Annotated in this window: 12 protein-coding genes; 8 read left to right on the top strand and 4 right to left on the bottom strand. The window is 70.4% G+C overall.

What is annotated here, in order from left to right; genetic code table 11:
* The first annotated feature begins 90 nt into the window (after positions 1–90).
* The 3 genes from APR04_RS07460 (at position 91) to APR04_RS07450 (ending at position 2,980) form a co-directional block, all read left to right on the top strand.
* Positions 91–1,500, top strand: coding sequence for an ATP-binding protein (locus tag APR04_RS07460; protein ID WP_253869052.1), 1,410 nt, complete (start codon positions 91–93; stop codon positions 1,498–1,500).
* The gene (locus APR04_RS07455) at positions 1,497–2,198 is read left to right on the top strand and encodes a LuxR C-terminal-related transcriptional regulator (RefSeq protein WP_253869051.1); all 702 of its coding nucleotides are present in this window, start codon (positions 1,497–1,499) and stop codon (positions 2,196–2,198) included. The genes APR04_RS07460 and APR04_RS07455 overlap by 4 nt, the downstream gene beginning before the upstream one ends.
* Before the next feature lie 170 nt (positions 2,199–2,368).
* On the top strand, positions 2,369–2,980 hold the full coding sequence (locus APR04_RS07450; protein ID WP_253869050.1) for a hypothetical protein: 612 nt from the start codon (positions 2,369–2,371) through the stop codon (positions 2,978–2,980).
* A 180-nt stretch (positions 2,981–3,160) separates the two neighbouring features.
* On the opposite strand, the gene APR04_RS07445 is transcribed toward APR04_RS07450, so the two are convergent.
* The 4 genes from APR04_RS07445 to APR04_RS07430 all read right to left on the bottom strand — a co-directional run bounded on the left by APR04_RS07445 (position 3,161) and on the right by APR04_RS07430 (position 10,069).
* On the bottom strand, positions 3,161–5,962 hold the full coding sequence (locus APR04_RS07445) for an immune inhibitor A domain-containing protein (RefSeq protein ID WP_253869047.1): 2,802 nt from the start codon (positions 5,960–5,962) through the stop codon (positions 3,161–3,163).
* A gap of 264 nt (positions 5,963–6,226) precedes the next feature.
* Positions 6,227–7,492, bottom strand: a complete 1,266-nt coding sequence (cobA, locus tag APR04_RS07440; protein WP_253869044.1) for a uroporphyrinogen-III C-methyltransferase — start codon at positions 7,490–7,492, stop codon at positions 6,227–6,229.
* Entirely contained in the window at positions 7,485–8,345 is an 861-nt protein-coding gene (locus APR04_RS07435) for a phosphoadenylyl-sulfate reductase (RefSeq protein WP_253869041.1), read from the bottom strand. Before APR04_RS07435 ends, cobA begins: the two co-directional genes overlap by 8 nt.
* Positions 8,342–10,069 carry a nitrite/sulfite reductase gene (locus APR04_RS07430; RefSeq protein ID WP_253869039.1) on the bottom strand — a complete coding sequence of 576 codons (1,728 nt, stop codon included), beginning with the start codon at positions 10,067–10,069 and terminating at the stop codon, positions 8,342–8,344. Before APR04_RS07430 ends, APR04_RS07435 begins: the two co-directional genes overlap by 4 nt.
* Before the next feature lie 658 nt (positions 10,070–10,727).
* Here APR04_RS07430 and APR04_RS07425 point away from each other — a divergent pair.
* The 5 genes from APR04_RS07425 to APR04_RS07405 all read left to right on the top strand — a co-directional run bounded on the left by APR04_RS07425 (position 10,728) and on the right by APR04_RS07405 (position 15,376).
* Entirely contained in the window at positions 10,728–11,222 is a 495-nt protein-coding gene (locus APR04_RS07425; RefSeq protein ID WP_253869036.1) for a hypothetical protein, read from the top strand.
* Between the two features lie 611 nt (positions 11,223–11,833).
* Positions 11,834–12,187 (top strand): hypothetical protein, encoded by a 354-nt coding sequence (locus APR04_RS07420; RefSeq protein WP_253869033.1) that lies wholly within the window; start codon positions 11,834–11,836, stop codon positions 12,185–12,187.
* Between the two features lie 24 nt (positions 12,188–12,211).
* A complete protein-coding gene (locus tag APR04_RS07415; RefSeq protein WP_253869031.1) occupies positions 12,212–12,694 on the top strand; it encodes a DUF456 domain-containing protein in 483 nt (160 codons plus the stop codon).
* A 112-nt stretch (positions 12,695–12,806) separates the two neighbouring features.
* Positions 12,807–14,828, top strand: coding sequence for a S9 family peptidase (locus APR04_RS07410; protein ID WP_253869027.1), 2,022 nt, complete (start codon positions 12,807–12,809; stop codon positions 14,826–14,828).
* 74 nt (positions 14,829–14,902) lie between these two features.
* Complete coding sequence (locus APR04_RS07405) at positions 14,903–15,376, top strand: GNAT family N-acetyltransferase (protein WP_253869024.1); 474 nt, start codon at positions 14,903–14,905, stop codon at positions 15,374–15,376.
* Positions 15,377–15,379: the final 3 nt, after the last annotated feature.

Genomic DNA, 15,379 nt, shown 5'->3' with positions numbered 1-15,379 from the left:
CCCTGAACCAACCCTGGTTGGGCCTGCGCGCGACCCTGAGATCCGGGCACAGGCGTGTTCAGGGGGCCCTGGGCATGTGACGATCGGGGTGTGAACCAGAGACTCACCTTCCGCCGGCCCGCCGCGGCGGGACCGGGATACAGCGACCGCTGGGTAGCGGGTGTCGCCGCCGGTCTCGCGGCCCACCTCGGCGTGCCCGTGTGGCTGGTCCGGGTCGCGTTCCTCATCTTCGTCTGGTTCGCCGGAGCCGGCCTGGTGGCCTACATCTTCTGGTGGATCACCGTCCCTGCGGGCGCCCCCACCGTGGCTGACGACGTCCTGCCCGCCGACCGCCGGCGGCTCGCCCCCCGACTGACGACCGACGCCGACGCCGACGCGGGCGCCGCGGAACGGACGAGATCGCTCGCCGACCGGGTGCGGCTCTCCGGGCCGGTGTCCCGCCTCGCGGTCCGCGACATCTGGATCGGCGTGGTCCTGCTCTCGAGCGCGGCGCTGATGCTCGCGTTCCGCGCGGGTTGGGACCCGGTCGCGTCCTGGGTGCTGCCCGCCCTCATCGGCCTCGGCGGGGTCGCCCTGGCCTGGAGCCAGATCGACGCCACCGAGCGGGACCGGTGGGTGGACGGCACCAGCACCGGCCTGCGCTCGCGCACCGCGCTGCTCCGCCTCGCCGGCGGCGTCGTGCTCACCATGCTCGGCGTCCTGATGCTGGTGGGCCAGGACACCCCCGTGAGCGTGCTGATGCAGGCCACCGTCGCGTCCGTCGCCATGGTCGCGGGCATCGCGCTCGTCTCGCTGCCGTGGTGGTTCCGGCTGGTACGCCAGCTCGGCGACGAGCGCGCCGCCCACGCACGCGAGTCCGAGCGCGCCGACATTGCCGCCCACCTGCACGACTCCGTGCTCCAGACCCTCGCCCTGATCCGCGCGCAGGCGTCCGACCCCGAGGCGGTGTCCCGCATGGCCCGCGCCCAGGAGCGCGAGCTGCGCGGCTGGCTCTACGACGACCGGCAGGAACCCGGCACCTCGGTGGCAGCAGAGCTCAAGGAGCTGGTCGCCGAGATCGAGGACGCCGTGGCCCCGCTCACCGTCGAGACCGTCGTGGTGGGCGACGCCCGGCCCACCGAGTGCACGTCGGCGCTGCTCCAGGCAGCCCGCGAGGCACTGCTCAACGCCTTCAAGCACGGCGCACCGCCCGTCTCCGTATACCTTGAGGTCACCGACGCGGTGGCCGAGGTGTTCGTCCGCGACCGCGGGGACGGGTTCGACCTCGACGAGATCGCGCAGGACCGGTTCGGCGTCCGCGAGTCGATCCTCGGCCGGGTTCGCCGTCGCGGCGGCACCGCTGAGGTCGTGAGCCGGCCAGGCTGGGGCACCGAGGTGCGGCTCCGGATGCCGCTGGACAAGCCCGCGAACGGCGAGAAGAAGACCGAGAAGAACGGCAGAGCGCGGGCCACGACGGCCCCCGGCACTGCACCCACCACTGTGGAAGGTGCGACGAGATGACAACCCACGCGACGCCGTCGGGCAGCACGCAGGGCACCGTGACCATCCCGGTCCCCGTGGTGCTCGTGGACGACCACCACCTGTTCCGCACCGGTGTGCGGGCCTCCCTGGACAACCGGGTGACCGTGGTGGGCGAGGCGGCCGACGTCGACACCGCCGTAGCACAGGTGCACGAGCTCCGTCCGCCCGTCGTGCTGCTCGACGTGCACCTGCCCGGCGGCAACGGCGGCGGCGGCGCCGAGGTGGTGCAGCGCTGCGCCGACCTGCTCGCCGATGGCGTGCGATTCCTTGCCCTCTCCGTGTCCGACGCCGCGGAGGACGTCGTCGCCGTCATCCGGGCAGGTGCTCGCGGCTACGTCACGAAGAACATCGCGCCGGCAGACCTGTCGTCGGCGGTGGTGCAGGTGGCCGGCGGCGACGCCGTCTTCTCGCCACGGCTGGCCGGGTTCGTGCTGGACGCGTTCGGCGCGTCCGCGAACGACATAGCCGTGGCCGACGACGAGCTCGACCGCCTCTCGAAGCGCGAGCAGGAGGTCATGCGCCTCATCGCCCGCGGCTACTCCTACCGGGAGGTCGCGAGCGAGCTGTTCATCTCGATCAAGACCGTGGAGACCCACGTGAGCGCGGTGCTGCGCAAGCTGCAGCTGTCGTCCCGCTACGAGCTGACCCGCTGGGCGGTGGCGCGCCGCCTCCTCTGACCACTCGGCAGGTAGGGCAGGTGAAGTCGGTTCGACCGCGCGGTCGGCATTGGTACGCTCTGTGCCCCCAGCGGGGTGCACTCGTCGTGCAGGGTCTCGGCGGGATGGCGCTGCTGGTACCGAGCAGGCGACGGCCGGCCCGACCGACCGAGACGAAGAAACCGACCTCCATGCGGACCAGCCGACCAGTCAGCCTCATGATCGCCGTGGTCGCCGCCATCATCTGGATGGTGAGCACCTACGCGAACGCGTCGAACTCGTGGGATCCCATGAACTTCGTCCTGCGGATCGCGGCGGGTGCCCTGACGATCGCCGCGACGGCCGAGTGGCTCGTGCTGAGCGTCCGCGAGAGCCGGTGGGCCGGTGCTCGTGCACGCGGATCGCACGTCGCCTCGGCCGTGCGGCGCAGTGCGGGCTCCAGGACGGCACTCGACGACCTCTTCCGGGCCGCCGACCGTCGGCCGACCCCGGCCCAGGACCTGGCGACCGTCACGGGCGGCGGCGCCGTCCTGGTGGTCGCATACCTGATGGAACGCAAGGTCCGTCGGGTCTCGCTCAGGGTCGGGCTGGACGCCGCGTCCGTGGAGTCGCTGGAGTCGGTGCTGGGTGCGGCACCGCACCGGCTGTTCGGGACGCAGCCGCCCACGCGCGGGGCGTTCGAGAGGTCGGCGTACGCGCAGCTCGAAGGTGCCTCACGGTCCGGGGCCTGGAGCATCGCGGTGCCGACGGCCGACGTCGACCTGCTCCGCTACGTCCTCGCGCGAGCGGAAGAGATCCGTTGAGCGCTTGATGCGTTCCCGGAGGGGGTCGGCCACCGCACCGGAACATGGGCACCGCACCGGGACATGGCAGAGGGCGGGACCACCTGGCTGGTGGCCCCGCCCTGTCCTGTGACTACTTCTGTGCCTACTTCTGTGGCTACTGCCGTGCGGACAGCGGTGCTGCCTGCCCGGCGGTGTGGATCACTGCCCTGAGAGGGGCGGCGTGATCTTGATCAGGGCTGAGGTGTTGCCCTTGAACGCCTTCTTGAGGTGGATCACGGTGCCGTAGCCGACGCCGTCGTCCGCCGGGTTCCCGGTGCCGGTGATGGCACCGATGCCGAAGTCCTGCCCGAACTCGTCCGGCAGGAGCGCTCCCTGCTCGTCGACCATCCGCACCGTGTAGGGCGAGCTGTCGACGGACGGCACCACGGTCGATGCGTCGTTGTCGCGGTAGAACAGGCCACCGTTGTTGAGCTCGATCCCGGGGTACCAGCCCGCGTCGTCGGTGAACGTGCGCACCGGCGCCTGTGCCTCGAAGTCCGTGCAGAACTCCACGGTGGTGTCCGCACCCGTGATGCACTCGGTGAACGGGTACGTCGGCCGGAGGCCGAACGCCACGTTCGAGGACTGTGCACGGGACGGAACGTTCTTCAGCGCCGTCGTGTCCGGCGTCGCCGAGTCGTCGCGACGCAGCGGGTCGAAGTGGCTGTCCACCAGCAGCAGGCCGCCCTTCGCTCCGGTGCTCGGCAGCTCGGAGAGGTTGTTCAGGACGTGGTTCTGGCGGCCGAAGGTCGTGTCCCGGTACCAGACAAGCATGCCCGGCGCGTTGTAGGCGAGCTTCTCCACCTTCCACGCGTCGGTCTGCGGAGCCGCGTACGTGGTGTCGTACGCGTACTTCAGCCCCTTGTCGAACCCGTCGAGGTTGCGCCACTCGACCAGGTAGAAGTGCTCCTGGACGGACGAGCCCGAGTAGATGTGCCAGCCGTTGCCCGTGGTGTCCGTGAAGGTCGAGACCTCGGGGGTCCAGCCGGCCGCACCCGACTCCACGTCGTCGCTCCACACGACCTCGCTCCCGCTCGTGAGCTCGAAGTCGTCGGAGAACCAGCCACGGTCCTCGAACGCGGCGTCGCTGGCATAGCGCAGACGCAGCTGGACGGTCTGTCCTGCGAACGCGGACAGGTCCACGTTCAGGTGGGCCCAGCCCTCGGTGGTGCCGGTGAGGCCGTACTTCTTGGTGCCGTAGTCGGCCATGCGGCCGTTCGGGTCGGCATACCCGTCCGGTGTGGTGACCTCGGCGCCCGCGTCGTCGAAGACCTTCTGCTCGTCCCAGGTGGTGCCACCGTCGGTGGAGACCTCGACGAAGCCGTAGTCCCAGTCGGCCTCGATCATGTAGTCGGCCCAGAACGAGAAGGTGGCGTCGGTGGGAACGTCCAGGGTGCGGTGCAGGCGGACGTCGGCCCAGCTCTGGTCCGATCCGGTGTACCACATGGCCTCACCGCTGTGGGGCTCGCCGAGCTCGATGCGCTTGTCCGGCAGGTTGATCTTGACGCCGTCCTGGGTTCCTCGGTGCGGGCGGGAGGCCTGGCCGACCTTGACGGCCAGCTTGTCGTCGCCCGGGTTCACCTCGACGGGGTCCACCCAGCCGAGCACCCACTTGTCCCAGATCCCCATGTGCGTGGGCATCGACTGGAAGATGGGACCGGCGTGCGACCCCGAGCTCATCAGGTCCCAGAAGTCCACGTCGGAGTCGCCGCCGCTGGCGGTGTCGTACAGGTCGGGCAGGCCGAGGTCGTGGCCGTACTCGTGGGCGAACACGCCCACGCCGGAGTCCTCCGGCTGCACGATGTAGTTGGACAGCCTCAGATCGGTGCCCGGGATGGGCGCACCGCCGGGAACGTTCGACGAGTGGGCCCAGATGGCGTACGTGCCCTGCTCGCCGCCGCCGCCGGACTTGTCCTCACCCGCGTGGACGAGCACCACGTGGTCGATCACACCGTCCGGCTCGTTGACGTCGCCGTCCCCGTCCCGGTCGGCCTGGTCCTCGATGTCGTAGTCCGCCCAGGGGAAGTCAGGCTGCATCTCGGCGAGCTTCGCCACGGCGTCGATCGGGAGCTGCCCGGGACCGCTGGGGTTGTCCGGGTGCCCGTTCATGGTCTGGTAGGCCCCGGCCTCCCACTCGCCCTCGTCGTTGAGGAAGCAGCGCTGCGCGCCGTACCAGGCTTCGGAGTGCGGCACCTTCACCCAGGGGGTCGCCGAGCCGGTCACGGTGTAGGCGTTGCGCGACATCTCCTCGTACATGTTCTTCATGGTGTAGCCGGAGATGTCGATGCCCGGCCGACCGTCAGGCCCGGTGAGGTCGGGGCGGACACGCTCGGTGATGCCCTCGTCCGTGAAGAGCATCTTGTCGAAGTGCTCCGACGAGAAGTCCTCGACCCACATCGTGTTGTTGTCGGGCTGCGAGGCCTCGGCAGGATTCGGGATGTTGTTGTGCAGCGGGCCGTTCTGGACGTTACCCGGCATGCATTCCGACGAGCCCCAGAAGGTGGGCACCATCTGGTCGGTGAAGTCGTCGCCGGCGTTCTCCTCGAACTCGACGAGGATGGTCAGGAGGCGAGCCTCCTGGGTCCTGGGCGCACTCTTGTAGCGAGAGTCCTTGATCTCCTTCGGGCTCTTGCCCGTGCGGATGGCCTGGCTCTCGAGCCTGGCCAGCTGTTCCGCCGCCGCCGGGTTGCCGCCGGTGAACTTCTTGTCGAGCTCGTCCGAGGCGGCCTGGACGGAAGCGTCGACGCTGACGCCCGTCTGGCCCTCGGCCTCATGGACGATGGTGCGGCCGTCGGGCGTGATCTCGACGTCGTCGTCGAGCTCGGGCTGGGCCGCGACATCGGCATAGTTGATGTACTGCTCGGACCTCTCGACGGCGGACGCACTGCTGTCGGTGGCCGACGCCGTCGTCGCACCTCCGGTCGCGGCGAGCCCGGCGACGGTGAGCGCGACGACAGGCATCGCGGCCACCGTGCACCGAAGCGCACGTCGTGTCTGTTTTCTCATGCGTTCTCCCAGATCAGGCCGTCAACATTGATGGCGTTTCGGCAGGGCAGAAGGCCGCGGGAATGTGGCGGCCTTTGCATGCATACCGGAACTCGACCTATGGCGAAAGGGGAACAGGGCCTTTTCCTGTACTGGCGAGCTGAATTCACCCGCAGGAGATCCGTTGAGTGCCGGGTAGCTGTCGGGTTGATGGCCTTCGCGCCGACAGCTACCCAGCACTCAACGAGCTTGGTGGGGCCAGGCCGGGGAGAGGCGGACCACCGCGCCGACCACGATCACCGCGGGCGGCTTGACGCCGACCTCGGCCGCGCGGTCCGCGATGGTCGCCAGCGTGCCGACGGTGACGCGCTGCCCGGGCCCGTAGCCGTCCTCGATCACCGCGGCCGGGGTGTCGGCGGGGCGGTCAGCGGTGACGAGCGCCTCGGCCGTGTCGGCCAGGCGGGTGACGCCCATGAGCAGCACGAGCGTGTGGTCGGCGCCGCCGGGCACCTCGGCGGCGCCGTCGTGACCGGTCAGGACGCTGAAGCCGCGCGCGACGCCGCGGTGGGTGACCGGGATGCCGGCCGCCGCGGGTACGGACACGGCGCTGGTCACGCCAGGCACCACCTCGACCTCGATGCCCGCCGCCCGGCAGGCCGAGAGCTCCTCGCCGCCGCGGCCCAGCACGTACGGGTCCCCGCCCTTCAGGCGGACGACGTCGCTCCCCGCCTGGGCGTGCTGGATCAGCAGGGCGTTGATCTCGTGCTGCGGTACCGGGTGGTTGCCGCTGGTCTTGCCGACGTCGACGATCTCGACGTCGGGGGAGAGCTCGTCCAGCAGGGCGCGCGGACCGAGCCGGTCGACGATCACGACGTCGGCCTGCGCGAGGACCGAGCGGCCGCGCGCCGTGATGAGGCCCGTGTCGCCGGGGCCGCCGCCGACGAGCCAGACGCGACCGAGGCCGCCGTCCGGCAGCTTGGGCCGGTGGCGGCGCAGCGGCAGCCGGCCCGACTGGAGCTGGGCCGCCACCGCGTCCCGGACCGCCCGCGCACGCCGCGGGTCGCGGCCGGCGGTCACCGAGACGGTCACCTCGGCGTCGTCGGTCAGGGTGGTGCGGGCCACCGCGGGAACCCACGCGCTGCCCACCGAGGCGTCGCCGGCGGTGACGCAGAAGACCCGGGCGCGCTCGGCGTCGTCGGACACCTGGCGGTCGACCGCGGCCGAACCCGTGGCCGTGTGCACGAGCCACGCCCCGTCGAGGTCGCCCGCGCGGTAGTCCCGCCGGACCCACTCGACCTCGGCCGGACCGGGGCCGTCGGTGGGCTCGGGAGTCTCGGAGGCGACGGGCATCCCGGACTCGGCGAGCACGGAGTGCGGTGCGACGAGGCGGACGCGCGCCCGAGCCTCGACGAGCGAGCGGACGCGGCGCGCGGCGACGGGTCCGCCGCCGACCACGACGACGAGCCGGCCGGTGACCTTCAGCCCGAGCGGATAGATGTCAGACATGAAGACCGCACTCGTCCTTGTCGCGACCGGCCCACCGGCCGGAGCGCGCGTCCTCGCCCGGCAGCGGCCGCGCGGTGCACGGCTCGCAGCCGACCGACGGGTAGCCGTCGGCGAGCAGCGGGTTCACGACGAGGCCGTGCCGGTCGGCGTAGTCGGCGACCTGGTCGTCGGTCCACGCGGCGATCGGGTTGATCTTCACCACGCCGTTGCGCTCGTCCCAGCTCACGAGCGGCGCGTTGGCGCGTGCGGCGGTCTCCTCGCGGCGCACGCCGGTGGCCCACGCCTCGTAGTTCTCCAGCGCCTTCTGCATCGGCGCGACCTTGCGCATGGCGCAGCAGGCCTCGGGGTCGCGGTCGTGCAGCCTTGGCCCGTACGCGGCGTCCTGCTCGGCCACGGTCAGCTCGGGGCGCACGTCCACGACGTTGACGTCGAGCTCGATCTCCACGGCGCCGCGCGTGCCCAGCGTCTCGGCGAAGTGGTAGCCCGTGTCGCCGAACAGCACGTCCACGAACGGGAACTGCTCGGCCACGAGGTGCGACAGCACGGTGTCCTGCATCGAGGAGGCCACCGCCAGGTACGGCCCGAACTCACGCACGGCCCATGCGATGACCGCCTGCGCGTCCGCCTCCGGCGAGTCCGCGCAGGCGTTCAGCTGGGCCTGCCCGCGCTCCACCACGGCGCGCAGCTCCTCGGGGGTCCGACGGCGGCGCTTGGCCCGCGCGGCCGGTCGCATGGCACGGATGCTCTCGCGGGCGGCGGCGCGGGCGCGCACGCGCGCAAGGCGCGGGTTCACGACCGCGCCGTGCCCGGAGAGCGAGAGAGAGGAGGTCGGTGCCGCTTCCACCGTGGTCATCGCAAGGCCTCCTCGTCGGCGCGGTGCGCCCACTGTGCGAACGTCTCCGCGCCGTCGTGGTCGGCGTCGTACCGGCGCACCACGCGCTCCACGTAGTCACCGATCCCGTCGGCCGTCACCTTGAGGCCACGCACCGTGCGGCCGAGCCCGGCGTCGTCCCGCTCCACAGAGGCGAGCCCGCCACCGAGGTGCACCTGGAAGCCGGGCACCTGGTTGCCGTCGTCGTCCATCACGAGCTGACCCTTGAGGCCGATGTCCGCCGTCTGGATGCGCGCGCAGGAGTTGGGGCAGCCGTTGACGTGCAAGGTCAGTGGCTTGAGGTCCTTGAGGTCCCCGAGCCGCTCCTCGAGCTGCGTGATCGCCTCGGCCGATGTGGCCTTGGTCTCCACGATCGCGAGCTTGCAGTACTCGATGCCCGTGCAGGCGATCGTGTTCCGGCGGAACAGGCTCGGCCGGGCGTGCAGGCCGAGCTCGTCCAGGTCGGCGATGAGCGGCTCGACCTGGTCCTGCGTGACGCCGAGGACCAGCACCTTCTGCAGCGGTGTCAGCCGGACCCGGCGGCTGCCGTGCGCCTCTGCGACGTCGGCGAGCCGCGCCAGGTTCTCGCCGGCGACCCGGCCGACGGTCGGCGCTGCGCCCACGTAGAACCGCCCGTCGTGCTGCTCGTGGACGCCGATGTGGTCGCCGCGCTCGGCCAGGCCCAGCTCGGCAGGTGTGGGCGGGGCGTCGCCGTCGGTCATCCGGTAGCCCAGGTACTCGGTCTCGAGCACCTCGCGGAACTTCTCGACGCCCCAGTCGGCGAGCAGGAACTTCAGGCGGGCCTTGTTGCGCAGCCGGCGGTAGCCGTAGTCGCGGAAGATGCTGACGACGCCGTGCCAGACCTCCGGCGCCTCCTCGGCCGAGACGAACGCACCGAGGCGCTCCGCGAAGCGCGGCGTCGTCGCCAGGGCGCCGCCCACCCACACGTCGTAGCCGATACCGCGCTCGGGGTGCTCGACGCCGACGAACGAGACGTCGTTGATCTCGTGCACGACGTCGAGGCTCGGGTGGCCGGTGATCGCCGTCTTGAACTTGCGGGGGAGGTTCGCCAGTGCAGGGTCCCCGATGAAGCGCTTCTGGATCTCCTCGATCACCGGCGTCGGGTCGATGAGCTCGTCCTTCGCGACCCCCGCGACCGGGCTGCCGAGGATGACACGCGGTACGTCGCCGCAGGCCTCCGTGGTGCTCAGCCCCACGGCTTCGAGGCGTCGCCAGATCTCTGGCATCGCCTCGACCTCGATCCAGTGGAGCTGGATGTTCTGCCGGTCGGTGATGTCCGCGGAGTCGCGGCCGAACTCGGTGCTGATGCCCGCGATGACCCGCAGCTGCTCGGTGCTGAGCGCCCCGCCGTCGATCCGGACGCGCAGCATGAAGTACTTGTCCTCGAGCTCGTGCGGCTCGAGCGTGGCGGTCTTACCGCCGTCGATCCCGGGCTTGCGCTGCGTGTAGAGGCCCCACCAGCGGAAACGCCCGTGCAGGTCGTCGCCGGGGATGGAGTCGAAACCTTCCTTGGCGTAGATCCGCTCGATGCGGTCGCGGACCTCCAGCGGGTCGGACTCCGCCTTGAACTCCTCGTTGTGGTTCAGCGGTGCGGGGCCGTCGACCTTCCACTGGCCGTTCGGGCGGGCCGGACGCTTCGCGGTCTTGGTCGGGGTCTCGGTCCGGGCAGGGGCAGTGTTGACCATGTGTGGGGTCCTGTTCGTGCGAGGCGCGCGGGCGTGGAGCTGGAGCTGGGGGAGTTGTGCGCGTCGTGCGGGCACAGGAAGCCGGTTCCCGGGATGACCAGGGACTCAGCGCTGCGGGCCGGCGGCGCGCGCTGACCTTGCAGGGGCGAGGGAGCGCGTCAGGGCTGACAGCTGCGACAGCAGTCGCAGGCACCGGTCGGCATGGCGCACATGGGCATCGCGTGACGGGTGGTCACGAGGAAGATGCGCGCTGCCTTGGTCATGGCGAAGACGTTAACCCCGGTTGGTGACGGGCGGAAGGCCACGTCCACATAGTGGATGCCTATCGCTCGCATCGACAGCGCCTATGTGTTACCCCATCGATTTAGTGGGGTTCGGTGATGTTCGCCCTGGCGGGCCGCAGCAGTGCCGGGCGGCTGCCTGCCGATGCCGCTGGCATGGCGGTCACCCAGCGGCGTGCGGCACTCCGGTCAGTCAGTCGGCGGGCACTCCGAGGCGCCATGGTCGATCTCGGCAGGATCCGCAGCCGTATGTAACGAACATCACACTTGTCCTACTTTGATGGAATTTTCGCACGCCTCTGGCATGGTCATCGATGAGCCAAGAACGGCTCATTAATGGTCACGAACCAAGGGGAGTAAACTTGTACACACGCGTCATGCGCGCCATTGTCGGCGTCCTCGTCACGGCTACGCTGTTCGGTACCGGCGCGACCGTCGCATCGGCGGCAGAAAAGGCCCCGGCGCAGCAGCAGGCGGGCGTTATCACGTTCGTAGAGCTTGAGCGCCAGGGATTCACCGAGGCCGAGATTGAGGCCGCGATCGCCAACAGCCCGAACCTGGGTATCGGGTACGGGCCACTCCCGGCCGAGGGTAACGGCGAGATATCGACGAAGGGTGTCACCTTCGGCAAGTTCATCTACGTCCGCATGTCGAAGGCGGCGGCGAAGGCGATCAACAACGGGTCGGCCGCCACCGCGATCGCCCTGTTCAGCCTGGCGGGTCCGGCTGGCCTGGTGATCGCCACGGCGATCTACGTTACAGTCGCGGACTACAACAACAGCCAGTTGGACAGGTGTGCGCGTTGGGAGTTCCGGTACACCTACCCGCTCCCCAATATCCCGCCTCTGCTGGTTCAGGCGAAGTGCTACTAAGAAGGGCGATGTGATCCTGACTCGTTGGAGCTGGCGCTTTCTTCCGATCTGGACATTCCTTCTGGGGATGCTTGCCAGTGACGTATTCACGGACGGCTCGGCAAGATCGGACGCAATTGGTGCGATCCTGATCTATCTCGGAATTACGTTAGTCGTCTGGGTTCCTCTCGAACTCCTCCTGAGGCGACGTGAACTGGAGGGGAAGTCGTCCCCGAACGAGTCGTAGATCGCACCAAGAGCCCTCGGCGTTAAGCCGGGTGCTCTTGGTGTGTTCCCTGCGTGTGTTCCCTGCGCCGTCCGTCTCGCGGGCGAGTCGCAGCGGACGCCCGCGCGCCAGCAAGAACGGATGCGCTTGGTCCACGAATTTCGCCTATGACACGCATGGTGCGGTTCGCATGGTGCGAGCTGGTCCGGGTTCTACTGCTGCTCCCGGTGTCCTCGGGTCGTGGACGGTCGCGTGATCCAGGTACGGCGTCGAATTTCGATGGGTGATCGCAGGTGGCGACCGCCGACCTGCAAGGCGGCGCGTAGATCAGCACCAGGTTCGGGTGGTGAGGTGAACCACGCCGATCCGGCGCCTTCCGCACCATCCCGCCATATAGCATCCGGGCATGGAGTTCCTCTACAACGTCTTCGTGTTCCTGCACTTCGCGAGCTGGGCGCTCGTGTTCGGCGGTTCGATCGCGTCGCTGCGCACCAAGGCGCTCTACAAGGGTGTTTCACACGGCGCCATGGGTGCCGCCGCCGCTGGCATCATCATGGTCGGCATCGCTGAGATGGCCGGGCCCTTCGGCGGTGGCGAGCTGGACATGGCCAAGATCGGCGTCAAGCTGGTCGTCGCGCTCGCCGTCGCCGTGCTGGCTGTGCTCGCCGTCCGCAAGGGCGAGGACGTCTCGCCGGGCCTCAAGGGCTCCGTGCTCGGCCTCACCTTGGTAAACATCCTGGTCGCGGTGTTCTGGAACTGATCGCCCGACCGCTAGGGTGCGGCCGTGAGCGTTCTCGGAGAAGTACTCGTCGGTGTGGCCGTCCTGGTTGGCCTGATCGGCATCGTCGTCCAGGTGTTGCCGGGTGCGGTCCTCGTGCTGGGCGGCATCCTCGTGTGGGCGATCATGACCGGCGGCGTCGAGGCGTGGGTCGTGTTCAGCGTCGCGGCGGTCGTCATCGTCATCGCAGAGGTGGCGCAGTGGGTGATCGCGGGCAAGCACATGCGCAAGGCCAAGGTGCCCTGGCAGACCCTCGCCGTCGGCGGCATCGCCGGCATCATCGGCTTCTTCGTGGTGCCGGTGATCGGCCTGTTCCTCTTCTTCGTCGGCGCGATCTTCCTGCTGGAGTGGGCCCGGAACAAGGACGTGTCGGTGGCGTGGACCTCCACCAAGACAGCCGTCCAGGCCACCTTGATCACCATCGGCGTGCAGCTCGTCGGCGCGCTGATCGCGTCGGGCGCCTGGGTGGTCGGCCTCCTCATCACCTGAGCAGGTCGGCCTCGGGTGGTCGGTAAAACGTCAGGTGGTCGGCAGCCTGGGGTGCCGACCACCTGACGTTTTACCGACCACCCCAGGATCGGGTGCGGGTAATGTCCAGGTCATGCAGGCCACCGACCTTCCGCTGATCCGTACCGTCTCGCGGCCCACCGTCCATCCGGACGGCACCTGGGCCGTCGTGTCGGTGACCCGCCCCGACCTCGACGCCGACGCCACCGTTGGGCAGCTCTGGCGGGTGCCGACGGACCCGACGGACCCGGCAGGCCCGACCAGCAAGGCCGGCGGGGCGCCCCGCCGCCTGACCCGTGGCTTCCGCGACACGGCCCCGCGCATCTCGCCCGACGGCGCCCTGGTCGCCTTCCTGCGCGCCCAGCCCGAGGCCGCGCCGCAGCTCTGGGTGCTCCCGACCGGTGGCGGCGAGGCCGTGCAGGTCACGGACCGCACGCTGGGCGTGAGCGACTTCCGCTGGTCGCCGGACGGCAAGCGCCTCGCCTTCCTGAGCCGTGAGCCCGAGCCGGGTCGTTACGGCTCGGTCGAGGGCATAGCGGCGGGCGCCGAGGCGCCTCGTCGCATCACCGGGTGGAGCTGGACGCGCAACGGCCTGGGCTACCACCGTGACCGGCCGCAGCACGTGTTCGTCGTCGACGTGCCCGACGTCGCCGCCGAGCCGGTGGTGCAGCCAGCACCGACCGCGCAGGGCGAGGCAGAACCACGCCCCGCTGTGCCGGAGCCGCGGCGCGTGACCACCGACGACGTCGACCACAGCGGGATCGCCTTCACGCCGGACGGCGGCTCGATCGGGGTCATCGCCGAGCGCGAGCAGGGCGCTGGGCAGGTGGCGCGCGGCATCGTGCGCGTGCTGCCGCTCGCCGCGCCGGCCGGTGGCGGGTCCGACGTCGACCTCGGCACGCTGGGCCCGCAGGCGATCGCGTTCGGTCCGGGCGGCGAGCTGTACGTGGTCGCGCAGGACCTCGGTCCTGAGGGCAAGGACTTCGTGGCCCGCAACGCCGCGCTGTACGTGCTGTCCGCGTGGGCCGACCCGGGGCCGCGTCGGCTCACCGACCCGGAGACGCAGGAGGTCGGCGGGGAGCCCGTTCCCCTGGCGGACGGCGGCGTGCTGCTCGCCCTCGCGGACCGGGGCACCCAGCAGGTGGTCCGGGTCGCCGACGACGGCGTCACGACCCAGCTGACCAGCGGCGACGTCGTCGTCTCCGAGTTCGGGGTCGGGGGCGCAACCCTCGCCGTGTCGTACGCGGACGCCGGGAGCTATGGCGACCTGGGTGTCGTGGACCTGGCGGCAGGTGGCGAGCTGCGCCGTCGGACGGACTTCTCCGCGCCGCTGCGCGCGGCCGGCGTCGTGACCCCGAAGGAGCTGACCGTCACCGGACGTGACGGGTACGCGGTGCATGGTTGGCTCGCCGTCCCGGAAGGAACCGGCAACCACCCGACACTGCTGATGATCCACGGCGGACCCTACGCGTCCTACGGTGTCGGGCTGTTCGACGAGACGCAGGTGCTGGTCGACGCCGGGTACGCCGTCGTGTACTGCAATCCGCGCGGCTCGGCGGGCTACGGGCAGGCCCACGGCCGCGCCGTCCGCCAGGCGATGGGCACGGTCGACCTGACCGACGTCCTGGACTTCCTGGACGGCGCGGTGGCGGCGGACGGACGCCTGGACGGGTCCCGCGTGGGCGTGCTGGGCGGCTCGTACGGCGGCTATCTCACGGCGTGGGCCATCGCCAACGACCACCGCTTCGCCGGCGCGATCGTGGAGCGCGGCTTCCTCGACCCGGAGGGGTTCTTCGGGACCAGCGACATCGGATCGTTCTTCGGCCTCGAGTACGTGGGCGAGACCCCTGAGCAGGTGGCCGCGCAGTCGCCGCAGGCCGTCGCCGACCAGGTGCGTACCCCCACGCTGGTCATGCACTCCGAGCTCGACCTGCGCTGCCCGTTGTCCCAGGCGGAGCGCTACTACTCGACGCTCAAGCGGCACGGGGTCGAGACCGAGCTGGTGGTCTTCCCCGGGGAGAACCACGAGCTGTCCCGCACCGGGCGGCCGCGGCACCGTCAGCAGCGCTTCGAGCTGATCCTGGACTGGTGGAAGCGGTACCTGCCGGTCGGCTGAGCGGTGCCCGCCGGACGGCAGGAAGACGGCCGGCGATATGTTCCGCGCGGCCAAGACGTGCGAGCATCGACCCCGTGCAGATCATCACCACCCCGCTCGCCCAGCTCGATGTCGCCATCGCCTATGGGGTCTGGAAGCTGCGCCAGGACGTGTTCGTCGTCGAGCAGGACTGCCCGTACGACGACCTGGACGGGCGCGACCTCGAGCCGACGACCGTGCTGGTCGTCGGCCTCGGCGAGGCGGCGCCCGACTCCGTGTCCGACGGCGGGACCCGCGTGCTCGGCACAGCCCGCGTGCTCGACGACGGCGGGGCCTGGCGCATCGGCCGCGTGGCCCTGGTCAAGGGCGCGCGAGGCAAGGGCCACTCCGACGAGCTCATGCGTGCGGCGCTGAAGTACATCGACGACGCCGGCGACGACCGCGACGTCGTGCTGGACGCGCAGTCCCCGCTGACGCGCTGGTACGGCAAGCACGGGTTCGAGCCGGACGGCAGCGAGTTCCTGGAGGACGGGATCCCGCACACGCCGATGCGGCTGGTGCGCGGCTGACCG

Origin of the sequence: Promicromonospora umidemergens, from assembly GCF_024171995.1 — a bacterium.
Classification (GTDB): Bacteria; Actinomycetota; Actinomycetes; order Actinomycetales; family Cellulomonadaceae; genus Promicromonospora; species Promicromonospora umidemergens.
This window is presented reverse-complemented; position numbering and strand designations above follow the sequence as displayed.